Here is a 26,383-nt window from a genome sequence, read left to right as displayed (position 1 = left end):
GCAAGAATCGTTCCGAGACGTCTTAGACAATGTCCTCGGTCACGCCGGGAAGGCGTTGTGCCAATTCCATGTTTTTATCGACGTCAAAGGGTACCAGAAAGCCAGTTCGGTTTTGCGGTAGTTTGGCCCCGTTGGCTTTGATCTCTGAGCGCCACCAGTCAAAGGCAGATATGTGATCACGTGCTTCTTGGGTAAGGGGATCAAACCACCAGTGTTGCAATAGCTTCTGCACACCGGATTGGATTTGGTGTGGATCGCGCGTTGCCACTGCGACCTCTGTATCCCACCGCATTGAGCGTCCGTTTAGGTTGGCCGATCCGATCAGCAGCAGGTCGTCGTCTTTCACCAAAACCTTGTTATGCACATGGATCTGCGGGGAGCCTGCCAATGTTCCGCGGCTATCGCGCGCGGCCATCACAGGCCGAACGGGTGTCGCAAGCAGTAGCCGTTGTCCGAAGGCCTGTTTGACGGTCTCAACAGCGTCCTTTGTACGGGCAAGACCGTAACGCAGGTCGAGGCCTTCATTGTCCTCATAGGCAAGGTCCTGCGGCGTGCCGGGTAGAATGATGGTGGCTGTCAGGTCTGGATTGGTTGCAGCGGCTTTGGCCAAGCCTGCGGCAATGCGACCGGAACGCAGAAATTGCGTTTCGATATGAAGGTGCTTTCGTGCGTCGCGAAAGGCATCCAGATGCGCGGTTTCGATCTCGTTCACCAGTGATCGGGGAGAGACATAGGGCAGCTGCACCGCACGAGGCGTAGAAAGGGTGCGCAGAATATGTTTGGACCCGCGCGCTTTTTGGCGGCCGGAAACAACGTCTGTGAATCGTTCCAGATGTTCGCGGGCTTCTTTTGCGGCAGGGCCTCGGACCATGACCTGAACATCGGACCATGAAAGGTGCGCAGGCAGGGTGTGGTCCTTGGTGTCATACCGCCTTTCGTTCAGGTCAAGCCCGCCCACATAGAGCAGTTCGTCATCAATGACCGCCAGCTTCTGGTGGAGCGAGACCGTGTGCAGCGGTGGCAGGGCGGGACGCCGTGCAGCGACGCCTGAGGTGTTCAGGCGCTTGCGGCGAACGGCAGGGGCGAAAAACAATCTTGGAAGGAACCCAGCGCGGGCCGGATGCAAGTGCATGCGCACCCTGAGTTGAGATGTATCAACACCCGTGCGTGCTGCCAGTTCTTGCCCTTGACGCACGGTCTGTGCCGCCTGGGCGTGCAGATCAGCGGCCATGTCCTCGTCAAAATCACTGACGGTCAGATCAAACCGAACGCCTTTCTGCAGAACGTGCGCCAGCAGGTCGAACCATATTGCGCCGACCTGTTGCGCCTCTGAGCTACGTAAGCGGGTTGTCATGTCAAAGATGCGAAAACCTGCGACGATATGCGATTTTGCCCCCAAAACCGCACGCTCAAACGCGGGGAAGGCTTCTTCTGCGGTCACAAGAACCTCAAAGTCAGAAGACATCATTACCTTTCCGTCAGATCAGCTCTGACGTTTGAATTCTATCCTGACTCTATAACCCGTATCTCCGCGAAGGGTTTCATCGGTTCCGCCCAGTTGACGGGTGAACGCCCGGATCAGCTGGCCACCGATCGCAGTATCTTCCACTTCGACCCGAGCATCTGGGGCGTCAACCAAAAGGCTCACCCTATCCTCGTCAACAGCACGTAGTGCCACGTGAATACCTGCGTCGCCAACACCACTTCCGTCCGCGCCCAAGACCTCGGTTACCAGTTCAGACATCAACAATGACAGGGGCACGGCCTGATCAGGAAACAATTCGACAGGCTCTAGGTCGGTCGTGATCTTCGGCAACTTGGCAGTTCCATAGGCATCACGCAGGTCGGTCAAAACCGCTTCGATCAGCTCTGCCGCGCTGACCGTTGCCGCGTTTGGCGTATTATACATATAGCGGTGCAGCACACCCAGCCCACGCACACGCCGGTTTAGGGTGGCAAGAAAATTCTGGATATCTTGAGACCTGACCTTGCGAGCTTGCAAATTGATCAGTGAGGCAATGTGCTGAAGATTGTTCTTCACCCTGTGGTGCACTTCGCGCAGCAAGACCTCTTTTTCCTGGAGGTCCTGTTCACGCCGTTTCTCAGCATCGTTGATCAAAAGCGCCATGCGATTGAATGCGCGTTGGGCTTCTTCGATTTCCGATGGCGGCGACGATAACGTCAGTGGTACGACGTCACGTTCGCCAAGGGCAAAGCGACGCATTGCCGACCGCAGTTCGGCGATATGGTTCACCACAAGCTGCCGCATGCCAAACATCGCGACCCCAATGCCGACAATCCACATCAGGATTGGAAAGAGCACAGCGACAGTCGCCTGAAATCGAGATTGTTCCTCTGGAAGCATGCCCAACGGCCAACTGCCGACAAGATAGAGCGCATCGTCGATCATCGGAACGATGGCATAAAAGCGATCCTCCCCCGAACGGCTGACATCCCGAAAGGTCCTGCCAATGAATTGCGGCAAGCTGTCCACCGTTCTGCCGAGCGGCAAGAACTGCCGCGCCACATCAAGTGGTGTGCTGGCTGTTACCAAGTCCCCATCGAGGTTGATCGAAATGAGTTGCAGCCCCTCTTCTTCCTCGGGAACCTGCATCGCAAAATTTGCCTGCGCGTGTGAGATCGACAAAAGGATATACCCAGTGACAGCCCCGCTTTGAAAAATAGGCTGGGTCGCGACAGTGACATAGCGACCCGGTAGGTTCTTTGCTGGAACCAGGCTGACAAAAGGGTCTTCTCGGTCAAGGACCTCGGAAAAACTTCGTGAGATCGAAAAGTCCGCGACTTCAAAAGACGAACGGCAGATCGGTTCTCCGTTTTCGTCCACATAGGCTGCAGACAGGATAAGCCTGTGGTCAGACACTAGGGCGTCCAAAATATCAACGCAGCGCAGTCGAGGAATTTCGGGCATCACAGAGGCAAGACCCTCGGCGATCCCCAAAGTATTTTTGATCAATTCGCGCTCTTCTGAAGCAGCCGCAACGGTGCGCGCCATCAGCGCAGCGCTGGACATCGTACGCGCGTCTTCGACTACGACCCTTGTCTGATAAACTGCAATCAAGCCAAGCGGCAGCATCGCAAGCGTCAGCAAGCCTGCGATCCTGACGATGATTGATTTGAAATATTTTTTCATCGACATTAACGGGTCTTTTGCCTTTCTTCGCCTCGTGTTTGCAACCTGTCAGTTCCTGATCTTTTGTACAACTCCGCGCTGCTTAACCCGCGAAAATGCAATAGGTCACGCCCCCCAAACGCGCGAAGCATTGCGTTGGTTCCATGTCGTTTGAATTTTTTGTGGCTGAACTGGCTTGCCCGGCGGCAAATCAAAATTGCCGCCGAGATCGACCTAGATATCCATATCCGTCAATGCGGCCTCAAGCTGGCTTGAGCTAAACGGCCGGCTGATCATCCGAAGCGACTGAAAATCAGGGTCTGTGTTGTCGCCGTTGATCAGGATGATTTGCCAGTCTTTCGCCAAAGCCGATTTCACCCAATCTTTGTTTTCGTTTGTGTTCAACGGAAAGGCAAAGAAGACCAGTTTGGGTGCATGGGCAAGATAGTTGAGTGGTGATGAGGCGGAGTTTAGCCTCGTTTCGGTGATGACCCCCGGACAGCCACGTCGCAACAAAAAGTCGCCGATGTCTGCCGCTTCCAGCGCATTGGGGGACAAAATCAATACAGGTGCGTCGTCTGCACCCATCGTCTTAAGCATAACGTCTTTCTCGTCTCTTGTTGTAGAGACGTACCTCATGTCCGGCGTACTTAGGGGATGCATTAATCTATGACATATGGTTCGCAAATTTATCGCAGTTTTCCGAAGCCTTCCAACTTGATTTCCAGCAAGCGACAGTCAACTGTTTGTCGGGAGAGAAACGCGCGCAACGCCTATAGGCAAAGGTTTTTTGAGCATGAGTCAGCAGACGTTCTTTGGTGCCCTGCGGGTTTACACAAGGTTAAAATCCATTTGCCTGTATGCTGCTTTTTGTGTGCTGTTTGGGCTTGTGTTCTCCGGGGCCGCGACCAGCGTGGTTGCGCAATCTGCAACGGAGGCCGTGCAAACAGAGGGCACAATTGCAGTTGGCGATGAGGCGATCGGCGATGATGAGATCCTGCGGCGCATCCAGAAACTGCTTGCAGAGATCGACGGATATGAAGACGTCAGTGTCGCCGTCTCTAGCGGCGTGGTGCGGCTGACCGGAGAAGTGATCGACAATGTTACCCAAGATCGCCTGACTCAGATCATCAATCGTGTCATCGGTGTGGTTGCGATTGAAAATGAAACCAGTGTCAGTGGCACTTTGGAAGAACGACTGACCCCGGCGATGGAGCGGGTGAGCGCGCGGTTGCGGAATCTTGTTGCGAACGGGCCGATCTTCCTTGTGGCGCTGGCGGCCTTTGCTTTGATCGCCTCCGGGGGATGGTTTCTTACTGGTCGGATCGGGATATGGGGCAGGCTCGCACCGAATGCTTTTATCGCAGATGTCTACCGCACCGTCGCCCGTATCTTTTTCATCCTTGTCGGTCTGGTGCTTGCACTAGATATTCTAAACGCGACGGCATTGATCGGCGCCGTTTTGGGCGCCGCAGGTGTGGCAGGTCTGGCGCTCGGCTTTGCGGTGCGGGATACGGTGGAAAACTTCATCGCCTCTATCCTGCTGAGCCTACGCCAGCCGTTCCGCCCTAACGATTTTGTAGACATCCAAGGCGATCAAGGAACGGTAGCACGGCTAACGTCTCGGGCGACGATACTGATATCGCCGGAGGGCAATCATATTCGCATTCCGAATGCCACTGTATTCAAAGGGCGCATTGTGAATTTCACGCGTGACCCCAATCGGCGATTTGACTTTGATCTTGGTGTGGATGCAGAGGCTGACCTAGCTGCGGCGCTCACCACCGGCGTGGCCGCACTCGAAACGCTTGCATTTGTTTTGGACGATCCAGAGGTTGGCGCATGGATCAGCAATGTCGGGGACTCCAACGTGGTTCTGACGTTCACCGGGTGGGTCAATCAGAACGAGGTCAATTTTGCAAAAGCCCGGGGTGAGGCGATCCGCGCGACCAAGGTGGCGCTGGAAAGCGCAGGCTTTGGTTTGCCGGAACCGATCTATCGCGTGCGTTTGGACAATGCCACATGGCCCGCTCAACCTCAGTCTTCTGCAGCCGAGGCTCCCAAGAAGCGCCAGAAAACCATCAGTACGCTGCCTGACGCCGCTGATCCAGCACGGGCAGAGTTGGCCTCAGCTGATGTGGCAAAGCGCGAAAGGGAAAGCGACGATAGCCCCGAAAACCTGTTGGATGCGCGACAGCAAACAGAATAGCGCGCTTGATTTGCGGCTTATGCCGTGCGGGAATCTTCAAGCTGGATAATGGTTTTCGGATCTGGCTCTAACATGACGCCCATCCATAGCAGCAAGGGCAACGCCACGAAGGCTCCGACCGGTCCCCAAAGCCAAAGGCCAAAAACGATCGACAGGAAAATCATCAGCGGATTCATCGCCATGCGTTTGCCGACCACAAGCGGGGTCACGAAATTCGCTTCCGTCAAATTGAACAGCAGGAAAATGACTGGCGGAAGGAAAGCGTAAGCCCCGCTGAATTGCACCATACCGGCAACCGCCAATCCCACCGCGATCATCAATGGCCCAAGGTAAAGCACATAATTCAATAGCCCAGCAGCAAGACCCCACAGCATGGCATATTCCACACCCAACGCCATGAGCGCCGCCGCTGTTGCTGCCCCGAGCCCAGCGTTCACCAGCGTTATGGCCGCAAAATAACGCGACACGCTTTTGTCTGCATGCCGCAGCTTTGCCTCAAGCCGGCCGGTTAGGCGATAGAGATCGTTGCGTGTGAGGGTGAAGAAAAAGAGTGTCCCGACAAAAATGAAAACCTGCGACACGAAGCTGGGGGCGAGCCAAATGGCGTCGCCTACCGATGGCAGCCCTTTATTCGCTGGCTCGGCATCGCCACCTTTGTCTGCGCCAACGCTTTCTTCGATTTCTTGGCTGATTTCTTCGATCCCGCGCAGCAAATTAGACGCGCGATCGATCAAAGTGGCCATCGTTGCTTTGATACGGGGAAGCTCATCCAGCAGGATGTTCACCATCGGCTCAATCAGCAAAAAAATCGTCGCAATGAGAAGGGTCGTTAGTAAAAGCAACGCAAGTGCAGTTGCCGGGCGCGGCACGCCTTGGCGCGACAGTCGATCTGCCACGGGTGAAACCACGACGCCCAGCACCAGACCGAAGGCCAGTGGCGCAAGGATTTGCTTGGCATAGGCCAGCGCCGCAACGATGCTGATGACCGTTAAGATCATCAGCATCACGCGGATACCACGACTGCAAAGCATAGTGTCGAAAATTTTGGGCATTCACAGTTAGCCGATGCTGTTTGGGGTCGACGCTTCGCCCGTGCTTTGATCCAACTTTGACTGCGCTTTCACATAGACCCTGTCCATTTCTTCGCGCAGGGTTTCCTCTGCCTTCTGAACAAGCGCATCACGATGCGCGCCAAGGATTTCATCTTCGCGGCGTGTCGAGGGGAGCAGCGCACCGATCAGCGCGCCCATGCCCACGGCGATCGCCCCAACGGCCAGCGGGTTCTGATGAAAATAGGTGCGCGAACGGTCAGCAATTTCCGTGGCATGCGCCTCGACAGATTGCTGAGCATCAAGCGCGGCCTTGCGCGCTTTCATGACACGCTTTCGGGCGGACTCGGGCAAAGCGTCCAACCCTGTCTCCAAAGCGTCGCGCATGCGGCTGGTTCTTAGCTTTTCGTCGGTCATTCCTGTCATCTCCTTTTTGATCGCTGCGTCGGCTTTGGCCACGCGCTCGTCAAAGCCATGGAAGGCTTTCAGCGCGGGAACCGCCGACGTCGAGGTGGCAGGCGCGGCAGGGGACGGGCGTCGCCCCCCTGTGCCCGTCAGCATCAAGGCGAGCCCAGTACCTGCAATCAGCAGCGCGGCAGGATTGCGTTTTGCCGCCTGTACCGCTTGGCGACGCACTTCGTCGCCATAGCCAGTCGCAGAGGCAAAAATCTGTTCGGATACGGCCTGCGGGGCCAATGTATCTGTCAAATCGGTAAGCGATTGAGCGAGCCTGCGACGGTTGCTGGCCACTTGTTTTTCGAGTGCATCAGTATGTGTCATCGGCAGCCTCTTTGATGCTTGAAACGTCTTTCTTGACGTTGCGGATGGTCATGGATGGCAACAGAGCGTCTGCTTGGAGGCGCGATTTGCCCGCCATCGCCAGAAACAGCGCAACGGTAAGCAAAGTGCAGCCCACGATGAGTGACGCAAAGCCAAAAGAAAGACCTGTAGCGGCGATCCAAGCCACCACCGCGGCGGCAAGCACGTTCAGTGCCACCAAAGCCAGAAGCATGGCAACAGCAAGGAAGCCTACCCCAACACCCGCACGCGCGGCGTTTTGCTTGAGTTCTTCTTTGACTAAGGCGGTTTCACTGCGCAACAGCGCTAGAAAATGGTGTACCGCACGCATCAGAAGGTCAGGAGCCTGTCTTAGATCACGATGTGCCATAGGAGGTCTCCTCTTCTGTTGGATAAGCCCTTGTGTAAGGGTCCTGCGGCATCGGGGCCGGCAAACGCGCGGGTTCTTCCGCCGTCGCTTTCATGAAGCGGGTTGCTGCAAAGCCAGCGAGGGCGGCAGCGCCGATAAAAATCAACGGGTTCCGGCGGGCAAAACCTACCACTTCTGCAGCGGTTTCTTCTAAGTCAACCGTACGCACGCGGTGTGCGGCGTCGGCCAATTGCGCGGCAACAAAATCGGTGGCTTGCGCCTGCATTGAGCCGGGTTCAAAAGATCGCGACGCAGCCTGTGCGGCATCAGCCGTAGCTTGAACCTCCGCTGCGGTTTGCGATTGCGCAGAATCTACCGTGCGCCGGACCTTTTCAGATGCAACCTCTTTCGCCTTTTGGCTGAGGTCGGAAACCTGTTGTCGAGCTTTCGTCTCTAGACCAGATGTATCCGTCATGTCTCTGCCTTCCTGTAATTCGGTTTGTGGTGAGTCAACGCAGGTGACCCTCAGAAGTTCCGCCTTCCCTTCCATGCTCGCATAGAAAAAGGGCCTAACGTCTTGCGTCAGGCCCTTTCAATCAGAGCAAAGTCTTAGATGCGTGCCGTGGAGGAACGCGGTCCAGCCACCAGCCATGCGATGAAGCCGATCACAGGCAGGATCAGGATCGCAAGTACCCAGATTATTTTCGACAGGGTCGATGAGCCAGAGCCAACGACCTGAATGATCGCGTAGATGTCTGCAATCAAGATAAGTAGTCCAATGAGGCCAAATTCCATGGCGATCTCCTTTGTCATATCTCAGTCTGTTTAATCAACGCGACAACTGAAATTGAGTTCCGAAAATCGCATTAAATTATTGGAATAAATAAAATAATGGCCGCGAAGATCGCAGCCATTAGCATTGGTTTTTCATGTGGTTAGCCGCGTTTGCGCATGGCCAGGCCAACAATCAAACCCAAACCCACTGCACCAGCAAGCGCAACGCCAGGGTTCTTGGCAACAAACTCGCGCCCTTCTTTGGCCAGACGCTGTATCTCTTCATTGCTGCGGGCGATGCCCTGGTCCAGCTGTTCTTGCGCAGACTTAAAGGTCTCAGCGGCCTGATCCTTTACCTGCGCAGCCATGGCCGAAGCGGACGTTTCCTGCCCTTTCGCATCGCCATTTGGGTAAGCTTTGGTTTCGGTCGTGGACGACATATTAATATTCCTCTATGTTGCGTGGCTCTGGATTTGCAGTCAGCTGTCAGTTGATCTGTCGATCACCGCTTCACGAAGCGCATGATCAGCGACCCTACGAACAGCAGAATGAAGATTACGAAAAGGATCTGTGCGATACCTGCGGATGCACCCGCAATGCCGCCAAATCCAAGGACCGCCGCGATCAAAGCGACGACTAGAAATGTAATGGCCCAACCAAGCATGGTTATACTCCTTTGACTATGATGCGCTGTGATAGCGCCTTGTAGGGAGTCAACGAGTAAGGCTCATTTTGGTTCCTGTTCTTGCCAGAAATCTCTTGGTGCGGGCGGCGTGTTTCTGCCACACAAAGAGAAAGGCGCAGTCAGATCGACTGCGCCTTTCGCTCGTAAAAGTTCTTGTGTTTGTGGAGCTTATTGTGCGTCCGCAACGTCTTCTTCCGGGCTTTGAACATCAACGGTTGGGACCTCTACGGTCACTTCCTTTGTGCCCACTTCGATGTCGCCAACATCAGCGTCGAATTCTGGGAGTTGCCCACCTTCTACAGAGACATCAACGTCTGGAAGCCGCGTTTCTTGCGTCTGATCGATGTCGATCATGTAGATGCCAAATGCCAATACCAGAACACCGGCGATCACGGCAAAGATCATGGATGGTTTCATTGTATCGTCCTTTCGGGTTGCTATGAATTAGAAACGTCAGCAAACCAATTTCGTTCCCCTAATTAATTGAAAACGAATAAAATAATGTGTTTTCGGGCAGAAAATCGCTCAAATGAAAATGGCCCCCGCGGGACAAAGGCGGGGGCCGAGTGTTGGACCAATTTCCGGGGACGGGGTCCAGAGGCAGGATCAATAATCTGCCTATATGAGGTAGACGCAAAACTCAGAAGAAGGTTCCCAAAAAAAATCTGCAGTCGATAAATTTTTTCGACGCGCACATTACATCAGCGGGCGACACTCAACTTCGCTTTCTTCGCCTGCGATATCCAGCAATGCTTTGCGGTTGTGGACTGTCAATGTGCCCTTCTGCCAACTGGCCACACCATCGCGCCGCAGTTTCGCAAGCTGTTTGTTGGTGTGGACCAAAGACAGACCCAATCCGTCTGCCAAATCCTGTTGCGTGAAGGGTAGCGGTGCCGTGTTTTTGACAGCGAGTCCAGTGCCCTGCGCACGGTTGAAAAACCGTGCCATGGCCCAAGCGATTTTTTCATAGGCTGGTCGTTGACCCACCGCCGCCAGCGCATCTCCAAGGAAGTGTTCTTCGACAGCCGCCAGATGTGCGATTGCAAAGGAGCGCTCGGGGTGCGCACTGAACAACTCCCATATCGCGGCCCGGTTAAAGACGCAGAGTGTCATATCCGTGACGGCCTCAACCGAGTGGCCCATTTTCCCCATGACGCCAGCCTGCAGCCCCAGAAAGTCGCCGGGCATCACAAAACCCACGACCTGACGGCTACCATCTTTCAGCATCTTGTATTTCAGTCCCATCCCCGACAAAACAGTGAACAGTTGCGGGGATTTTTCGCCCTGAGACAAAAGGTGGGTGCCGGGTTCTGCAATCATTTCACCAGTTTTGAAACGTTGCATATAGTCGAGCTCATCCCGGCTGAACTCCAAGAAAAGCGGTAGGCCCCGCAGAGGACACTTTTCACATTTGGTCGGCATATAAAGGCCTTTCGATTATCGTGCGTTTCGGGAAAGTGACGGGTGGCGGAATTCTTGCGCGACGCTGGATCAAAAAACGCTGTTGACGACGGCCATGTCATTCAAGTCCGCTTCGGACATCCATGTCAGATAGGCAAAGGAGTCGTCCTCAAGAGCGATCATCTTGAGGTCAGAGAGCGGCATTATCACCTGTTTCTTCCCGAATGAAAGAAAGCCGCCCACACCGACAACCACACCTTTCATATCGCCGTCGTTGTTAAAGACCACGTCTTCGATCTCACCAATCTCGACTGCATTTGAATGAAGGTCCGCCGCGCGCCATGCTTCGTCCCAGTTCTCGGCGGTGGTGTTGGGCAGAGTGTAAATTGCAGAGCCTGCGACGTCTCCGGCACGGATCAACCAAGGTTGCGCTTCAACCTGTTCGTCGACCAGCATGTCAGATGGCGTGCTGGCAGACAGCGCCGTTGGCATTGCTGAAGTCGTCTCAACTGCGCGTCCCTTTGCGCCGGCAATAGCTGTCGAGGCGATCATGGCAGCAGATAGTGTTAATATCTTAATCGTTTCCTTCATCTCACATCTCCCAGGTAGCAGCACTTGCACTACTAACCTTCAAAAGTGGCACGAAGTTCCCAAATTACTTCTAATTCCTTTTAAAAATTGAAAAAACGCCGCCCAGAAGGCGGCGCTTTTAGTCGTAATAGGTAGATAATTCAGGCGATGGATTGGTGTGAGACAATGCCTGCCGTGACACGATCTGTGAGTTCCAGCGCTTCATCGTCCTTCAGCTTCAGCAAGTCGGCCAATTGCGCACGTGCGCGCCCAACACGGCTTTTGATCGTGCCGACAGCGACACCACAGGTTTCCGCCGCTTCCTCGTATGAAAAGCCCTGCGCACCGACCAGTACCAAAGCTTCACGTTGGGTATCTGGTAACTGATCAAAGGCCTTCATAAAGTCACGCATGTTCAAGCGACCATCGTGGTCTGGCTTGGAGGCCAAGGACAATGACAAGGACCCGTCAGTATCTTCTACCTCGCGTTTGCGCTTGCGGCGCAGAGAATAGAAAGTATTGCGCAAAATGGTGAACAACCAAGCACGCATGTTTGACCCCGGCTGAAAGGAGTCGATGTTCTTCCAGGCTTTAATAAGGGTTTCCTGAACCAGATCGTCAGCCGTTGCCGAATTTCGAGTCAAACTCATGGCGAAAGCGCGCAGCGCACCAATATGCTCTGTCAGCTCCTCACTTGGATCAACTGTCATTTGAGGCCTCGTCAGACCGCCCGCCCGAAGCGCGAAGCTGTTCAAGCAAATTGGTGAACCGATCCGGCAAGGGCTCCTGCGCCATCTCATCGAATGCGCGCTTGAGATTGCGATCTATCTCCTCGGCGACCTCCGGGTCGGGGGTCTTGCGATTTTTGTTCGACATTTTTGTCTCTGTGCTCAACTATTCTCGGAACCATAACGTGCGAATGCGAGTTTAGTTCCTGCCGTTATAAGAAAAAACCGGAGAAAAATTGAATGAGCAACCCATCCACCCAAGATATCAGTTCTCTGATTGGGGTCAGTTTGCCATATTTACGCCGCTACGCACGTGCTTTAACCGGCCATCAGGACACGGGTGACAGATACGCAGCAGCAACGCTTGAGGCGATCATTGCTGATCCCGGTTCGTTTAACGTGAGCGGGGACGATCCGCAGTCCGCGGCCAAAGTGGCCTTGTTTCGCGCCTTTCATGCAATTTGGTCGACATCCGGGATGCCCGTCGATGCAAGCGGTGAAACCGGCCTTGCGGCCCGTGCGCAGGCACATATGTCGCGCTTGACCACCAACAGCCGAGAAGCGCTGCTTCTCAATTCGATCGAAGGGTTTTCGATTCCTCAGGTCGCCGAGATCATGCAAGTGGACACCGGTGAAGCGGAAGAGCTTGTTGAAACTGCGGTGTCTGAAATGAATGACGCGATTGCCGGCAAGGTGATGATCATCGAAGATGAGGCAATCATCGCCATGGACCTAGAAGGCATCGTCGCTGAAATGGGTCACCAAATCACAGGCGTCGCGCGGACCGAAGATGGCGCAATCGCCCTAGCTGAGCGCGAAGATTTTGACTTGCTTTTGTCCGATATTCAACTCGCAGACCACTCAAGCGGGATTGATGCTGTCAACAAGATCCTTGGCAAGAAGGGCGACCGCCCTGTTATTTTCATCACTGCTTTCCCAGAGCGGCTGCTGACCGGTCAGGGACCAGAACCGGCTTTCCTCATTTCTAAGCCATACACTGAAAAGCAAGTGCGCTCTGCTGTTAGCCAAGCGATGTTCTTTGCATCGACCGAGACTCTGCGTGGCTAAATCTCCGCTATTTCACTGATTATAAAAGCCCCGCCTGAATGATATCAGGCGGGGTTTCGTAATCGTTACACATCACACTCGTATTAACTTCTTGGACCGCGCCCTAGGTCTTGCTTAGAGAGCGTAGCATCCAAGTTGCTTGCTCATGGAACGCGCTGCGTGCGGTAGCCATGTCTTCGGTCACGGGGTCATTGTGCCGACCCGCCAGTTCGATCAGCGCATGAAGTCGATGGGCAAGTTTTTCGTGATCGTTTGCCAGATCCGCCACCAATGAGGCCGCATCATAATTCGCGTCGCTGTCCACAACGCGGGAGGCATCAATCACATCCTGCAATTGTGACGGTGCCAGATGACCCAGCGCCCGGATACGTTCCGCCAGTTCGTCGGCGGCAGCGAACATATCGCCATATTGTTCTTCGGTCAGTTTGTGCACTGAATAAAACAGCGGCCCTTCCACGTTCCAGTGAAGCGCGTGGGTCTTGAAAACGAGCCGATAGGTTTCGGCCAGCACGTTTGAAAGTGCTTCGGCCAAAACCGAGGTTTCACGAACACCTGTCGATACGAAGTTTTCAGTCGGGACAACATTAAGTGCGTCAGCCAATTTTCATCTCCATTATTAGGTTCATGTCTACAACCAGCGGCTGCCGGATTTGTTCCAAGGTGGATCGAAGAATCCGACTTTCAAATCATCGGAGGTGGTTTCGAGCCGCATATGGCAGCTTGCGCTCCTTCGCGAGTCTGACTTCGTGCCGGATTTGTGCCCAGGTAAGCAAGGTGAACACGACGGTTCCGCCAATCACGTTGCCCAGGAGAACGGGCAGAAAAAACTGAAAAATCGCCGTGGTGACAGGCAGCTCACCAAGCAACAGCAGGAATGCCATTTCAACAGAACCAGCAACAATATGCGTGAAGTCCCCAAGCGCGATAAACCACGTGATCAGAATAATAAGTGGCAGCTGCGCGCCGACCACGCTCGGCGACATCCAAACCAAAGCGGCGATCAGAACCCCCGCAGGAATGCCGCGCGCCAAGCCTTCTTGCCAGTTCATACCTGTGGCATGCTCACTTAAAGCGATCACCGCCTTAAACACCGGTTCTGACAAGACAGGGGCAAAAACCATAAATGCCGCCGCCCCGAACGCACCAACGAGATTGGCGATCAAGACCACTGCCCACAAGCGCCCAGTGCGTAGAAAGGATTGTCGCGTTGGGTTCTGAACGACGGGGACTACGGTTGTGATCGTGTTTTCGGTAAATAGTTGCATCCGGCCGAGGATGACCAAGACAAAGCCGAGGCTATATCCAGCGTTTTCAATAATATAACGCGATCCGTTGTCCGGCAGGACCGCGCGCAGGATCGCCTCGCCCCAAACGGAAAATGAAATCAGCAGGCCCGCAGCGACGCCCGCCCACCACAGCGCGCGCATTGGGCGCTGCAGCTCTTCTTCGCCCTGAAGGCGAATGGTTTCAAAAACAAGCTTTGCTGGTAAGGCAGCGGCGTTGTCCACTGCGTTCCTTTCGTCATCGTCTTCGGCAAGCAAGTGGTCGTGATGATCGGTCAAACCGGGCTCCTGTCGTGTCATTTTCGCCTAGGTGCGCTTGGCCGCACGCGTAGCGTCACCCTTTAAGAAACGTTTGATTTCAAACAAGGTTCCGAAAACTGCGCTTTTTCAAAAAACTTTGGAACCAATACGAAACACGCGCGTTAATTGCCCGCGATACGTGAAATACCAGCGCTGGCCGACGTGATGTAGCGTGCCGTGCTGAGCTATGCAGCAGACCTTGAGAGGGGATCGTCTGGGTTATTTACCTCGTGCCAGGCGCGACCTTCTCGAAGCCTGAAGCTTTCAGGCCAAACCTGTTTCTGCAGGTTTGGCCTGACATTTTTCCGGTACGAAGGTGGAAAACGGGTCGGTCGCTCACGCAGGTTGCACAATTTTCAGGAACATCCTTGCCCTTTGCGCGTTCCAGAACGTGTGTTTGCCGCACGAACTGTTCAGAAAGGACCCGACCATGCGCTTTATCTTTGTCATCCTGTCCCTTGTCACTGTCGTGGCCTGTGAAACCGTCGAAGGCTTCGGCCAAGATCTGTCCAACGCAGGCGATGAAATCAGCCAAGAGGCCCGCGAGGCGCAGTAACCACGCCGGATGGAGCCTGTGTATCGGCGGCGTGCGACTGCGGGCAATGAGACAGATCACCGGTTCTTTCGCGTGTCAAATTGGAACAAGGTTCACCCCCTATCTTACCCCCATTGGGATTAGATTCAGAGGGAACACTTCGGACAACCTCGTACATTGCTCTCGAGATTTTCGATGTAAAATAAGGTATTAGAAGAAATTAAGAACCACAACTGGAAGAGAATGTGGTGCCTCAAGAGGGACTCGAACCCCCGACCTTGTCCTTACGAATTTTGGCGTCGAGTTATTGGAAAGAACCGGATCGAGACATATGCCGTCGCATAACACCTTACGATTGCTTGACTAATTAAGGCCTCGATTTTTGATGCTCTTGCACAGCCTTTCAGAACGTTTGACGAACACGCCCTACTAATGCCCTACTAGTCGCAAAAGTAGTGCCCTACTAGTAGACCCCTCCCCGCCATGGGTTTCTAAGCAGCTTACTCTTGGGCGAGGCCATACCCAGTGTTCCTTCGAGGCAGGATTTTGGTGCTAGCTTCTTCCTCTATTGGTCCGGATGGTTTGAACTACAGCTCGACACCGCAGGGTGGCGTGCCTATGCTTCACGGATCACCCAAAGGATCCCAAAAATGAATTCGAACGCCTGCCCAGGAACGTACATTTCAGACATTTTTAAGTACATTTCTCACTACCGCCGAAAAGGTCATCAAATTGGCCGCAAGATAGGTGACATGCTTGAAGTATTGACTATGGCAGCAATGAAAGAAGACCCCGAGATCTGGTCAAAACTGGTTATCGAACCAAAATTGGAGGGATTTTCGGGTGCAGGTCATAAGGTTGAATTTGCAGTGTATAACGAGCATCCTGGGAACGGTGAACTACCACCCATCGATCAATTGCTGGCATTTATTGAATGCAAAAAGGTTGGCGTAGAGCAAACAGTAAACGGAACGTTTAAACGGAATTTTGGTCAAGGAAAAAACCACGTTGCCTATGGGAAAAACATCAATTTTTCAATGAACCCTCGTTGGGCCGCAGAAAGGGTTGATTTCAGCGTGGTATTTTCCAGCGAGCCCGAACCAGGAATTTCTGTCAGTCAAAACGGCAAAACAATTTTGAACGCAGCCCTAGAAAACGAGCATCGTTTCATTTTCGGGCTCACGGTAGATGCAGAACCGTTTTTTCTGAATAACAACCAGAGCTTACGAGAGATTAAGCCAAGTGTTGGCGCAAGCAAGATTCTTGAGATAATGTCGATCAATGAAGATGGCGTTGTTGCACTATTGAACGATTGCCTAACCGGACCACAAACCCCCGAAAAAGCGAAGCAGGCGTCATTTGTTGCGCTTGATCTAAGAAAGGGCAGGTTCGGTCAATTCGACAAGCGTGACAATGAAAGTGACCTGGTGAGTGTTCTGGTTATGACGGAAATCTCCCACTGGGAGGAAAAGAGCAGAAACATGGTGCGAGCTTGTATAGACCACAACCTTGTCGTTCGTGATGAGATCATTGTTTTTGCGTTTGAGAAATTCGAACAGGCATTTGGTGACAGTTTTCTTGAGCAGATTACAAAAGAAAAGCTAGGTACGGACCTCGCAGTGACTCAATTGTGTAAGGAAATAGTCAACCATTTTGATTTGAAAATCTTTACCGATCTCGACACCGGAAAAGAACAAACTATTCGATATGGAAATGGCTCTGTCATCGTAGACTAACTACTTTTTGAAAAGTAAATAATGGCATCCCGCTTGACTGCTTCGCCATGGTAATCCGCTCGGTGGCTATAGGCATATTTCCCAAGGCCATAGTGCGTAGTTCGGTAATTGACTTTCTCGGTACGGAAGCCAATCGCTTCGATCAAATCTACACATTTGTCGAGCACTGGTTCGAGTTTCTTCTGTATCGTGCAATCGCCGATGACCACGGCTAGATGCCCCCCCGGTCTAAGAATGCGATAAGCTTCGCGGTAACAATCGGATAGGCCAGCGTAATAGTCTTCCACCAGCTTGTCTTTCGCAGGCCATGCCTTCAGTTCCGCAGCTCGCCGGGTTTTATCATCATCTAATGCTCGAAATGGCTTGGACCAATAGTATTCCTGTCCGTAGACTGGGCTATAGTCGAAGCTGTTTAGGTAAGGTGGATGGGAAATAACCAAATAACAGTCCCCGGAGGGCAGCTCATCTCGCGGTATTTCTTTGTTGTCGGAAACAATGCACGAAACGATGGATGGTTTTTCGCAAGCATCGAGAAACTCACGGTGTCGCCCGATCATGTCATTGATCTTCTTGGATAGCGCGGCCAAGGGTTCTCGCGGAGTCTTGTCTTTGTTGAAATGTGGCCGAACTTCGCCATCGTAGGCGTAGGACACACGCCGAATAATAGCTAAGTACGCGGTAAGACAGAAATCTTTTTCCGGAGAATCAGTTTCTCGCAACAGGGCATCTTGGAACGCAGTAAGCACTCTGGCTGTTTGCTGTGGCCACCATTTTTCGCGATACTTGTCCTGTAATAGCTCGATAGCATCTACGCTTTGTCCTGCCGCGAGAACACGCTCTGAGATTTCCCGTGCAAGTTTAAGATCGATCTCTGCGACTTTAGTATTTGAAGCGAGGGCACTCAGCCAGCTGACATCGACTCCGAATGCGTTGATCCCGCGTAAACGCGCCTCCACTAGGGTAGTGCCCGAGCCGCAAAAGTTATCTAATGCATAATCGTTTGGGGAGGCCGGTGGTAAATCATCAAGTATTTGGCCAGCAACGACAGACGGGAACTTTCCATAGTAACGGAAGTGGTTATGAGTCAGGTATCCAAGCTGCGGGATTGTATAGGGGATATCCCAAATACATGAGTTAGGCTCGTCATCGACCCGAGTAACAATCGGCTTATAGTTCCGCCATGGCTCAGTTTGTGCACCAAATAGATCTCGCATGGCTTCCTTGTTCATTCTGTCTACCTTGTCTGGTTGTAAAGTAGCATTCACCTACTAAGTGGGTGCCCCCATATGTAGAGCCCTTGGTACCTCAGGTCGCTAGATACTGCAATCGACCGCTTTCACAGCAGTGCGGATATTTTTCCTTTGATCAGGTGATAACTTCTTGACCACTCAAATCTCCCTAGCCTGAGCATTGTCGAGTGAAGCCATCGAGGCCGATTAGGCTGCTCTCGTGCTAACATCGATTTGTTTTCCTATCCGCGAGCCAAGTTCACGGAAGTTATCCACGCCATGAGACTATTTTTGTCTACTCGAAAGCGATTTCTGTGATCAGTAAAAAATGTGCACGCCAGTCTTTGATTTAATGCCAACATGTTTCCATGTGCAGGAAAGTGCATCATAATCATCTGAAAAGTCGAGCTTTTTCTCTGGATGTGCTTATAATGATTTGTGGCCAGAAGGAGGGTCACAATGCCAAGTCTACGTCTTACGCGCCGCGCGGTCGATGAAGTTCCATATCCCGCCAGTGGTCAGGTTTTCTATCGCGACACCATGCTGTCTGGTTTCGGGCTGCGGGTTGGAGCCAACTCCAAGGTGTTCTTCGCCGAAGGGCAGGTGAACCGGCGCACACGGCGGGTCACGATTGGCCGGGCCGACGTGTTCGCTCCCGAGATCGCCCGCAAGAAGGCGTTGGTCATTCTGGGCGAGATGGCCGAAGGGCGCGACCCTAATGCAGAGAAACGCAAAGAGAAGCGGGAACGGGTCACCGTGGAAATGGCCTTTGACCGTTTCTTCGAGGCCCGCAAGACTCTGTCGCCCCACACGATCAGCAACTACCGCCGGTCGGCACAGCTTTATCTAAAAGCTTGGCGCAAGAAGGAGATGAAGGAAATCGACCGCCAGATGGTGCTTAAGAAGCATCAGGAGATTGGTAAGATACACGGCGAAACCACCGGCAACAACGTGATGCGCCACTTTCGTTCAGTCTATAATTTCACCTCTGCGACGCAGAACGATTTCCCGCCCAATCCGGTGCAAATCCTGACCCAAGCGCGGGCGTGGTTCAAAGAGCGCCGCCGTCAAACCGTTGTGACCGCTGTTGATCTGCCCGCATGGTGGACGGCAGTCATGGCGGAACCCGATTATTCTCGGGACTTCCTGCTGACTGCTCTGTTCACAGGCATGCGCCGCAGCGAAGTGATGCAACTGCGCTGGGAGAACGTGGACCTCTCGGCCAAGACACTTCACCTGCCGACCACCAAGAACGGCGACCCGCTGACCCTCCCTCTGTCCGAGTTTCTTGCCGACCTGTTGGCCCAACGTCGCGAGGCGAACCAAGGCTCCCCTTGGGTGTTCCCGGGGCCGGGGCGCACCGGTCATCTGGTCGAAACCAAGAAATTTCTCCTGCGCGTGTCAGCTGGTTCTGGTGTCAGCTTCACCCTGCACGACCTGCGGCGCACCTTCATTACAATCGCCGAGAGCCTCGACGTGCCCTACTACGCGCTTAAGCGTCTACTGAACCACCGCACCAATGGAGATGTAACGGGTGGCTACATTGTGGTGAATGCCGAGCGTCTGCGGGAGCCAGTCGAACTGGTGGCTAAACGCATCTTAGAACTGAAAGAGCCACGCGACTGACTCTCGAGTGACCCCACCCTATCGACGGCACTCAGGTTGAGAGCGTGCTTCACGCCGCCGGTTCAGATCGAATCCACGAGTGCTGTTCAACTCTCTACAAAAAACGCTGCCAATGTAGTGAAGTATTAATTGGGTTATCTTGCATTTGCGCTTTCGCGCGTGCGCGTGCGCTAATCGCACGTCGACCGAGTTGTTTACTAGATGGGTTGCCAAATGACAGACCAAGAAGTGAGTACTAATGCCGAAGCCGAAGAAGAAACGTTCTATGGCTTATCATGTGACCCAGACATTTTAGAAAAGCTGTTACTTGCGATTATTAGAGCAAACACAGATGACAAATCGGAAGAAAGTGATGCTATCCGCTTAAACAAAGCAATGCACTCTTTGGTGGGGAAGAGCGCGTCAAAATATGCAGTGACCAATGATGCCGATTATAAAGCTCTTCGCTATATGGGGGAACTACTTCATCGGGATGAGTGCAATCGCGACATGCACAAAATCAAGCACTACAACTCTCCAAACCCACCTGATGTTCCGAAGGTTCGCACTCCCCACGCCTTGGCCTTTGTAGCGGCAAAGCAATTTGCCCCTCACGCCTATGATGAAGAAGACATCATTAGAATGGCCAACAGGTTGAGAGAGAAATTCAATGGCACTTACTATAAGAAGTCAAAGAGTAGGCCGAAGATCAATAGCGCAATGACCTTCAAATATATGGCCGTAGAGCATGACGGTGCTGTCGAATCTGTGGAATTTCAAGCTTTGGAAAAGATCTGTGCGGTGCTTGCAAAACATGGGGTCAAAACCAAACTAAAATAATTCCCAACCGCCTTTGTCTTGCGGACAAAAGATGTTTTCGCTCGCAAGAATTTAAGTCAAAATACTCGCAATGTCTTCCTCATCTAATGATGGCAAAGGAGGGCATTATGTCCAAACAAATAGAACTTCTAACCACCAAGCAGCTTCCCGAGATCACAGGGTTCAGCACCAGCTACTTTGAAAAAGGCCGCATCCTCGGGTATGGGCCGCGCTTCATTCGTTCAAAAACCGGCGGTCGCGTTGGTAAAATCCTTTACCGCCGCACCGATGTCGAAAGCTGGTTGTCCGATATGATGTGTGAGCCGAAAGGGGGCGCAGATGGCCGGTAACCTGAAACCCAATCCCTCCCGCGCCATTGAGTTCATACGCTGGCTGAACCCTGAGGCGTCGCTGTATCTTGAGTCGATGGCGAACAAAGGCAAGGCGGCTCCTAAGGCAAAAGTGTTCGGCCCTTCGGAGCACGAGCAGGCCGTGGTCTTCGTTGCGTCTGGCAACTCGGGCGAAACCCAGCGCAACATGTATTTCTTGCCGAATGCCGAGTACTTGGAGGGTACACGCAAGAAAACAAACCTTTCCTGTGTGCGCTTTTTGCACGTCGATCTGGACTATAAAGACTACCCTGGCACAGAAACCGAACAGAGAGATTTTGTTTGGGGTGTTCTGCATGATGATAGCAAACGCCCAGTCGGTGTACCCTTGCCATCGGCGATCTGGGAAACAGGCGCTGGGTGTCAGGCCGTGTGGAAGTTAGAAGAGCCCGTAAGCATAGCTAAGGCAGAGGAACTCAACAAAACACTGTTGCATATTTTACAAGGCGGACCCGGCACGCACAATGCCGACCGATTGCTTCGTTTGCCTTGGACAATGAACTGGCTCAACGACAAAAAAAGAGCCGCTGGCCGTGAACCCGCATTGGCTTGGCACTTCGAGCCGATGAATCTAACCAAGCCACCCACAACCTACTTATTAAGCGACTTCCGGGTGAAGCTACCTAAGGGGGTGAACAATTCCAACGCGAATGGCACAGAAGTAGGTTCGACTGCGATTGCAGTTGAGCCACTAGAGCTTCCTGATCAACTAACGGATATTCTACCACCGGAACCCGTTTGGATCGAAGCAATCCTGAATGGAAACAACCCCGAAGGAAAAACCTACGCTTCTCGCTCAGAACTGGTTTATGCGGCCACGATATGGATGCTTGGCAATGGGATGCAGCCGGGGCACGTATTATCAATAATCTTGTCACCTGATGTCGGGATTAGCGCTCATGTTCTGGAAAGCCCTAATCCAATCATATACGCTCATCGCCAAGTGGTTCGTGCGATGTCCACCATTGAGTTGCGCAACGACGGTTGGCCGCTATGCGATGATGATGGTCGACCCATTCGCAATTCACCACAGAACATCCGATATGCACTGACAGTCTTGGGCGTGGATGCCCAACGCAACACTTTCACGCAAACCGACGAGTTTCGCGGCTACGGCCTCGATGGACGTGACCTAACGGATATCGTGGAAATTCTGTCCAGCACATTCCAGCGCGATTTGGATTTCATAGCAGCCCCCGCGTACATCAAGCGCGAGTTACTCGCTATCGCGCATGAGCAGAAGTACCATCCTGTCGAGGACTATCTTGACGGCCTTGTGTGGGATGGCAAGCCACGCATAGACAAATGGTTGGCCGATTATTGCGGCGCTGAAGACAATGAGCTGAACGCGGAATTCGGCAGCAAGCTTCTAATCGCGGGCGTGCGCCGTATCAAGCAACCGGGTGTTAAATTCGATACGATGTTGGTACTCGAAGGTGCGCAGGGGGCAGGCAAATCCCAAATCGCCCAGCGCCTTGCAATCCGTGAAGAGTGGTTCTGTGGCAGCCTGGATCTCAAGAGCGATGACAAAACTAAAGCGGAGATGATGACCCGCTCGTGGATTGTGGAGTGCCAAGAACTGGACGGCATGAACAAGACGACAAGCCAGAGCTTGAAGAAGTTTTTGAGCACAGCCGTCGACATGTTTCGCCCTGCCTATGCTCGTACTGCCTCGGAGTTTCGCCGTCATTGCATCATCTTGGGAACAACGAACGAAATCGCTTACTTGCGCGATCTAACGGGCAATCGTCGAATATGGCCAGTAAACGTCTGCAAGATTGATCTGGTGGGTTTCAGTTCTGATGTCGATCAGCTCTGGGCAGAGGCGGTCGTGCGTGAGGAAAAGGGCGAATCGATAACCTTATCCCCGCATTTGTGGGCTGCGGCTTCTAATGTGCAGGGGCAAAGAATGGTCGAGGATGCTATCGCAGATGTTTTGGAGGATGCATTTGGTAACACCAAAGGTCGGGTATCGATGGACAGTATCAAACTTTTACTCGGAGTCGACACCGCCCGCATGTCACCAATGGATGCCCGGAGGATTAAGTCAGTCATGGCAGGGTTGGGATGGGATTACGGCACCCATCGTCTCCATGATCTCGGTAGGCTAGAAAAGGCTCAACGAAAGGGGTTTGCGCGCGGCGACGCGCATGAACGAAAGTCCGAGTTCATCGCGCAACGCTTGGACAGTGGCTTGGTCGTGATAGTGCCTTTTGATACGGAGAGAAGAGATGAACCACCGTTTTAAGCACCTTGCGCAACCTGAAACGTAACATAAAGCCCAAACAGGCATGTACTATAGGGCGGGGTGCTTCGGTGCCCAGCCTGTACTTTTCTGCACCTTTCAAACTAAGTTACGGCTACAAGTTACAAAATGGGTGGGATAGACAAGAGCCCACAAAATTTTATGCGCTACGTAGGGCCACTGGGTGCTTTGAGCTGGTTGTAGTAAGGGCGGGCCTAACACGGCCTATACGCCGCCCTTCGGACCTCTCCGGCCCGTTACAGGGTGCTAGCACTGGGTTGCGCCAACGCAGCCTAGTTTATGCTAAGGGATTGGGTCTGCCAGCTTCCGCTTTGTGGGAAATATCGAATCGTGCCGGTAAATGTACTTCGCAGCATTGCACCGAAGCCGTTCTGGGCATCAAAATGCCCGTTCACACGATACAAGCAATCGCCCAGATGGCCGGTCCCAGCGTCGAAACGCCAAGGAAACCTTGCAGTGGAAGGCGCAATCAAAACCCGACGCACATCTGCCTTGATCATAACGTAGGCCTCTGCTTCATGATTTTCGCATTGGGCTAAACGCTCGACTGCCTGCTCTGACCCATTCCCGTCAGGTCGAGAGATTTCCAGCCCATCGGTTCCTCGGAACACCTTCCCTGTAGCCGCATCCAAATACAGACGGTCCGCCACGGTAGAGCCGCCACAATACATGAAATAGACCGGCCTTGGCTCAAATGTTGTCGAACGCAGCCAACCGCCGTTTGCGATAAATTCAGCTTCTGTGCATGTTCCGTTTGTAACTAGTTCGTTCGCAACACGGCCAAAGACCGCGCGATTTTCATCGAGGTCATCTGAACTTGCAATCAATCGTTGTGCTGTCGCCGAAGCTGGGGCCTCAGTTACCACTTGCACGGCCACCTCCGCATCGGCGCTGAGAGCAGTTTCTGCGGCTTCGGCCTCACGCTGGGCTTGCAGTTCAGCTTCGCGCCGTTCGGTCTCCTCGGCATAGCGTTCAGGCCGAAGTTCACTCAATTCTTCAAGCCAACGATCTTGGTCGATGGCTTGTAGTTCCTCCAAATAGGTATCGGGAGCAGTTTTCCTGAGTTCCGCCCATCGAGTTTCGCGTTGTTCGATATGATGAGCTTGCCAAGCTATGAAAGCAAAAACTCCCGCAACAATAAAAACAGAAATGCCTTTGATGCGCCCGCGTAATCTCGGAACCCTCCGCCCAGTAACCGCTGCAACAAGGCCAAGGAAGCAGATTGCTAGCGCTGCGACATACGCCGCAAATTTCGACGCTATAAGAACAAGCGTCAAGACAACAAACATTACGCCGATTTCAACTGACGCAATTATGAATCTTAAAATCTGTGAAATCACATTTTCACCTGCTTTCAATCCGTTTGGTGTCAAGTTCAGCACATCCCGAATCTGGTGACAACGAAAATGAGACTCATAGTCTGTAGATCAATAGGCTGCAAATCCGCGCTATGCACGCATGGACATCAATGCGGTCGTAGGAAAAAACGTTAAGCACCATCGGGAGGCCAAAGGCTTCTCTCAGGAGCAGCTTGCGTTCGAGGCTGACCTTCACCGCACCTATATCAGCGGTGTCGAGCGCGGAGTAAGAAACCCCACGGTCCTCATCATCGCAAAGCTGGCCGATGCGCTGGGCGTTAAACCATCTAAGCTATTGGAGTTAGAAGAATAGTTTGGAAAGAGTGGTGCCGCATGAGGGACTTGAACCCCCGACCCATCGCTTACGAAGCGATTGCTCTACCAGCTGAGCTAATGCGGCAAACTATTTCTTTCTGCGGCCCTACTATGGCCCTACTAATTACTGTGCGGCTTCTCTAACCCTCTGGTCTCAAACGTCAATTGCGGACGGACCCGCTACTTACGAAGGACCTGCTCTACCAGCTGAGCTATTGAGGCGATCTGGTGATGGCGGGGTGAATATCACTCTGCTGAGAAATGGGGAAGCCCCAATTCATTGAATTGGGGCCGCAAATTTAGGTGGTTGGTGCGGCCTCAGCGGTCGCCGCGACCGTCGGGTCAGGCGCGGGTTCTGCGTCGGGTTCGTCATCACTTGCAGCGTCTGCCACGTTTTCAGTTGTCAGCTGGCCGACGATCAGCGGCAGCATCTCAACCCCGGTCGAACTGACGGATTCAGAGGCGGGCGGCGTTTTCCAGCTGAGCGTGTCAAAGCTCTGGCAGTTTTCACAGACCGGCACCCATTCAGAGTGGATATTGTGGCAACTGTCACAGACCCACTGCGGGCCACGCGGCGCGGTTAGCGCCTTGGCCAGCCAGCCCTTAATCACAGCATCCTCAGCGCCTTCTCCACGGGCAATCGCCGCCATAATGGTTAGGCTGCGCGCCGTTGGAGCGGTCTCTGCCAGATCATCCAAGGCGCGGCGCGCGCCAGGGAAGTCCTCTGCCGCGATGTGCAGTTCTGCCAGCAACATCTTTGTCTCTGTATGGTCGGGTGTGGTTTTCACCAGGGCTGTGAAACGCTTGATCCGCTCTGTTGGAGATTCCGCAGGTTCAATTGCGGCAAAGGCTGCGGCCAGATCGGGATGGGGTTGCGCCTCCCACGATTTTTTTAGAATACGCGCGGCGTGTTTCTTCTTGCCCTCACTCAGGTAGCCTTTGGCGGCCATCACGGCTGCCGGGATCAGATCAGGGGACAGTCGATTGGCCTCAATCGCGGCCTCGCGCATTTCAATTGTGGAATCCTGACCAATCAGATCTTTCGCCTCTGACAGCGCCAGCACAGCATCGCGGCGGCGATGCACATCGCGCGGAAGTCCGCCGTGTTTCAACTTGGTTTTCAGCGTCTCACGCGCGCCGGACCAATCCTTTTCACCGGCTTGAAGTTTCAGCAATGTGTCCTGCGTTTCCACATGTTTGGGCTTCAAGGCAAAGGCCGTTTCCGCCAGCTTAAGGGCGACATCGGTTTTGCCCTCTTCCAGCTTTTGCTTCATCAACCCACGCACGCCGACAAACCGGGTCGTGTCATCGGCCAACAGGCGCTTGTAGACCTCTTCGGCTTTGCGGCGGTCCCCGGAAATCTCTGCCGCCTGTGCGGTGATCAGGTTGGTCAGTTCGGGCTTGCGCAACAGACGCTCTGCTTTACGCGCCCTCTCCATGGCGACGCGCGCCTCTCCAGACGCTAGCGCCATCATGCCTTCGGTCAGGGCCTTGTAGCCTTTGCGTTCGCGGTTGCGATTGAAATACCGCGACAGCGCGGTTTCATCGCCGTTCAGGAACTTAAGAAACGCTACTGTCAGCGAGGCCAATTTCAGCAGCAGCCACAGCACAATCACCAGAACGACAAGCGCAACAGCGGACATGAACGGGGTCAGCGTGTACTCGACACCGGCGACGGTGATCATCACCCCGCCTTCGCTTTCCAGAAGATATTCCGCACCGAGGGTCAGCCCTGCGATGGCGGCGACAAAAATGACGATTTTTGTGAGGGACCAGAGCATCAGCAG

Annotated in this window: 29 protein-coding genes and 1 tRNA gene; 9 read left to right on the top strand and 21 right to left on the bottom strand. The window is 53.4% G+C overall.

The window, feature by feature from the left end:
* Window positions 1-22 precede the first annotated feature (22 nt).
* The 3 genes from BUA39_RS08405 to BUA39_RS08395 all read right to left on the bottom strand — a co-directional run bounded on the left by BUA39_RS08405 (window position 23) and on the right by BUA39_RS08395 (window position 3,730).
* Window positions 23-1,465: a phospholipase D family protein gene (locus BUA39_RS08405; protein WP_242648559.1), complete on the bottom strand. Its 1,443-nt coding sequence runs from the start codon at window positions 1,463-1,465 to the stop codon at window positions 23-25.
* 18 nt (window positions 1,466-1,483) lie between these two features.
* Complete coding sequence (locus BUA39_RS08400; RefSeq protein WP_072792622.1) at window positions 1,484-3,157, bottom strand: sensor histidine kinase; 1,674 nt, start codon at window positions 3,155-3,157, stop codon at window positions 1,484-1,486.
* A gap of 207 nt (window positions 3,158-3,364) precedes the next feature.
* Window positions 3,365-3,730 carry a hypothetical protein gene (locus BUA39_RS08395; protein ID WP_072792620.1) on the bottom strand — a complete coding sequence of 122 codons (366 nt, stop codon included), beginning with the start codon at window positions 3,728-3,730 and terminating at the stop codon, window positions 3,365-3,367.
* A 196-nt stretch (window positions 3,731-3,926) separates the two neighbouring features.
* Here BUA39_RS08395 and BUA39_RS08390 point away from each other — a divergent pair, with 196 nt between their 5' ends.
* The gene (locus tag BUA39_RS08390; protein WP_084604825.1) at window positions 3,927-5,339 is read left to right on the top strand and encodes a mechanosensitive ion channel family protein; all 1,413 of its coding nucleotides are present in this window, start codon (window positions 3,927-3,929) and stop codon (window positions 5,337-5,339) included.
* 17 nt (window positions 5,340-5,356) lie between these two features.
* Here the strand turns inward: BUA39_RS08390 and BUA39_RS08385 are convergent, their stop codons facing one another.
* The 12 genes from BUA39_RS08385 to BUA39_RS16790 all read right to left on the bottom strand — a co-directional run bounded on the left by BUA39_RS08385 (window position 5,357) and on the right by BUA39_RS16790 (window position 11,841).
* Window positions 5,357-6,391, bottom strand: a complete 1,035-nt coding sequence (locus tag BUA39_RS08385; protein WP_207546201.1) for an AI-2E family transporter — start codon at window positions 6,389-6,391, stop codon at window positions 5,357-5,359.
* Window positions 6,392-6,397: 6 nt separating this feature from the next.
* Window positions 6,398-7,168: a DUF883 family protein gene (locus BUA39_RS08380; RefSeq protein WP_072792619.1), complete on the bottom strand. Its 771-nt coding sequence runs from the start codon at window positions 7,166-7,168 to the stop codon at window positions 6,398-6,400.
* The gene (locus BUA39_RS08375) at window positions 7,155-7,556 is read right to left on the bottom strand and encodes a phage holin family protein (RefSeq protein ID WP_072792617.1); all 402 of its coding nucleotides are present in this window, start codon (window positions 7,554-7,556) and stop codon (window positions 7,155-7,157) included. Before BUA39_RS08375 ends, BUA39_RS08380 begins: the two co-directional genes overlap by 14 nt.
* Window positions 7,543-8,010, bottom strand: coding sequence for a hypothetical protein (locus tag BUA39_RS08370; protein ID WP_072792615.1), 468 nt, complete (start codon window positions 8,008-8,010; stop codon window positions 7,543-7,545). Before BUA39_RS08370 ends, BUA39_RS08375 begins: the two co-directional genes overlap by 14 nt.
* Window positions 8,011-8,144: 134 nt before the next feature.
* Window positions 8,145-8,330, bottom strand: coding sequence for a PLDc N-terminal domain-containing protein (locus BUA39_RS08365; protein WP_072792785.1), 186 nt, complete (start codon window positions 8,328-8,330; stop codon window positions 8,145-8,147).
* A 140-nt stretch (window positions 8,331-8,470) separates the two neighbouring features.
* Window positions 8,471-8,749 (bottom strand): FliH/SctL family protein, encoded by a 279-nt coding sequence (locus BUA39_RS08360; RefSeq protein WP_072792614.1) that lies wholly within the window; start codon window positions 8,747-8,749, stop codon window positions 8,471-8,473.
* A 62-nt stretch (window positions 8,750-8,811) separates the two neighbouring features.
* Window positions 8,812-8,973 carry a DUF1328 domain-containing protein gene (locus BUA39_RS08355; RefSeq protein WP_072792612.1) on the bottom strand — a complete coding sequence of 54 codons (162 nt, stop codon included), beginning with the start codon at window positions 8,971-8,973 and terminating at the stop codon, window positions 8,812-8,814.
* A 189-nt stretch (window positions 8,974-9,162) separates the two neighbouring features.
* Window positions 9,163-9,411, bottom strand: a complete 249-nt coding sequence (locus BUA39_RS08350) for a hypothetical protein (RefSeq protein WP_072792610.1) — start codon at window positions 9,409-9,411, stop codon at window positions 9,163-9,165.
* 279 nt (window positions 9,412-9,690) lie between these two features.
* Window positions 9,691-10,416 (bottom strand): Crp/Fnr family transcriptional regulator, encoded by a 726-nt coding sequence (locus tag BUA39_RS08345; protein WP_072792608.1) that lies wholly within the window; start codon window positions 10,414-10,416, stop codon window positions 9,691-9,693.
* A gap of 69 nt (window positions 10,417-10,485) precedes the next feature.
* On the bottom strand, window positions 10,486-10,986 hold the full coding sequence (locus BUA39_RS08340; protein WP_072792606.1) for a PRC-barrel domain-containing protein: 501 nt from the start codon (window positions 10,984-10,986) through the stop codon (window positions 10,486-10,488).
* A 140-nt stretch (window positions 10,987-11,126) separates the two neighbouring features.
* Entirely contained in the window at window positions 11,127-11,675 is a 549-nt protein-coding gene (locus BUA39_RS08335; RefSeq protein ID WP_072792604.1) for an RNA polymerase sigma factor, read from the bottom strand.
* Window positions 11,665-11,841, bottom strand: a complete 177-nt coding sequence (locus BUA39_RS16790; protein ID WP_165610501.1) for a NepR family anti-sigma factor — start codon at window positions 11,839-11,841, stop codon at window positions 11,665-11,667. Before BUA39_RS16790 ends, BUA39_RS08335 begins: the two co-directional genes overlap by 11 nt.
* A 92-nt stretch (window positions 11,842-11,933) precedes the next feature.
* Here BUA39_RS16790 and BUA39_RS08330 point away from each other — a divergent pair, with 92 nt between their 5' ends.
* Complete coding sequence (locus BUA39_RS08330) at window positions 11,934-12,761, top strand: response regulator (protein WP_072792602.1); 828 nt, start codon at window positions 11,934-11,936, stop codon at window positions 12,759-12,761.
* Window positions 12,762-12,864: 103 nt separating this feature from the next.
* Here the strand turns inward: BUA39_RS08330 and BUA39_RS08325 are convergent, their stop codons facing one another.
* Both BUA39_RS08325 and BUA39_RS08320 read right to left on the bottom strand, forming a co-directional pair.
* Entirely contained in the window at window positions 12,865-13,362 is a 498-nt protein-coding gene (locus tag BUA39_RS08325) for a Dps family protein (RefSeq protein WP_072792600.1), read from the bottom strand.
* 85 nt (window positions 13,363-13,447) lie between these two features.
* Window positions 13,448-14,323, bottom strand: coding sequence for a formate/nitrite transporter family protein (locus tag BUA39_RS08320; RefSeq protein ID WP_072792784.1), 876 nt, complete (start codon window positions 14,321-14,323; stop codon window positions 13,448-13,450).
* A gap of 451 nt (window positions 14,324-14,774) precedes the next feature.
* Here BUA39_RS08320 and BUA39_RS08315 point away from each other — a divergent pair, with 451 nt between their 5' ends.
* Together BUA39_RS08315 and BUA39_RS08310 are read left to right on the top strand one after the other, a co-directional pair.
* Window positions 14,775-14,900, top strand: coding sequence for an entericidin A/B family lipoprotein (locus tag BUA39_RS08315; protein WP_072792598.1), 126 nt, complete (start codon window positions 14,775-14,777; stop codon window positions 14,898-14,900).
* A 629-nt stretch (window positions 14,901-15,529) separates the two neighbouring features.
* Window positions 15,530-16,615 (top strand): hypothetical protein, encoded by a 1,086-nt coding sequence (locus BUA39_RS08310; RefSeq protein WP_165610500.1) that lies wholly within the window; start codon window positions 15,530-15,532, stop codon window positions 16,613-16,615.
* Here the strand turns inward: BUA39_RS08310 and BUA39_RS08305 are convergent.
* Complete coding sequence (locus tag BUA39_RS08305) at window positions 16,612-17,844, bottom strand: DNA methyltransferase (RefSeq protein ID WP_084604823.1); 1,233 nt, start codon at window positions 17,842-17,844, stop codon at window positions 16,612-16,614. The genes BUA39_RS08310 and BUA39_RS08305 overlap by 4 nt on opposite strands.
* Window positions 17,845-18,303: 459 nt before the next feature.
* On the opposite strand from BUA39_RS08305, the gene BUA39_RS08300 reads away from it, so the two are divergent.
* The 4 genes from BUA39_RS08300 to BUA39_RS08285 all read left to right on the top strand — a co-directional run bounded on the left by BUA39_RS08300 (window position 18,304) and on the right by BUA39_RS08285 (window position 22,905).
* Window positions 18,304-19,470, top strand: a complete 1,167-nt coding sequence (locus BUA39_RS08300; protein WP_072792593.1) for a tyrosine-type recombinase/integrase — start codon at window positions 18,304-18,306, stop codon at window positions 19,468-19,470.
* Window positions 19,471-19,683: 213 nt separating this feature from the next.
* A complete protein-coding gene (locus tag BUA39_RS08295; protein WP_072792592.1) occupies window positions 19,684-20,289 on the top strand; it encodes a hypothetical protein in 606 nt (201 codons plus the stop codon).
* 107 nt (window positions 20,290-20,396) lie between these two features.
* Entirely contained in the window at window positions 20,397-20,618 is a 222-nt protein-coding gene (locus BUA39_RS08290; protein WP_131814583.1) for a helix-turn-helix transcriptional regulator, read from the top strand.
* Window positions 20,608-22,905: a VapE domain-containing protein gene (locus tag BUA39_RS08285; RefSeq protein ID WP_072792589.1), complete on the top strand. Its 2,298-nt coding sequence runs from the start codon at window positions 20,608-20,610 to the stop codon at window positions 22,903-22,905. Before BUA39_RS08290 ends, BUA39_RS08285 begins: the two co-directional genes overlap by 11 nt.
* 290 nt (window positions 22,906-23,195) lie before the next feature.
* On the opposite strand, the gene BUA39_RS08280 is transcribed toward BUA39_RS08285, so the two are convergent.
* Entirely contained in the window at window positions 23,196-24,305 is a 1,110-nt protein-coding gene (locus BUA39_RS08280) for a hypothetical protein (RefSeq protein ID WP_131814582.1), read from the bottom strand.
* A 76-nt stretch (window positions 24,306-24,381) separates the two neighbouring features.
* On the opposite strand from BUA39_RS08280, the gene BUA39_RS08275 reads away from it, so the two are divergent.
* Window positions 24,382-24,594 (top strand): helix-turn-helix domain-containing protein, encoded by a 213-nt coding sequence (locus BUA39_RS08275; protein WP_072792585.1) that lies wholly within the window; start codon window positions 24,382-24,384, stop codon window positions 24,592-24,594.
* Window positions 24,595-24,605: 11 nt separating this feature from the next.
* On the opposite strand, the gene BUA39_RS08270 is transcribed toward BUA39_RS08275, so the two are convergent.
* Both BUA39_RS08270 and BUA39_RS08265 read right to left on the bottom strand, forming a co-directional pair.
* A tRNA-Thr gene (locus tag BUA39_RS08270) sits at window positions 24,606-24,681 on the bottom strand.
* Between the two features lie 214 nt (window positions 24,682-24,895).
* A complete protein-coding gene (locus tag BUA39_RS08265; RefSeq protein WP_072792584.1) occupies window positions 24,896-26,377 on the bottom strand; it encodes a heme biosynthesis protein HemY in 1,482 nt (493 codons plus the stop codon).
* Window positions 26,378-26,383: the final 6 nt, after the last annotated feature.

This window comes from Cognatishimia maritima (assembly GCF_900129685.1).
Classification (GTDB): domain Bacteria; phylum Pseudomonadota; class Alphaproteobacteria; order Rhodobacterales; family Rhodobacteraceae; genus Cognatishimia; species Cognatishimia maritima.
The sequence above is the reverse complement of the archived record's forward strand: the minus strand, read 5'-3'. Positions and strand labels throughout refer to the sequence as shown.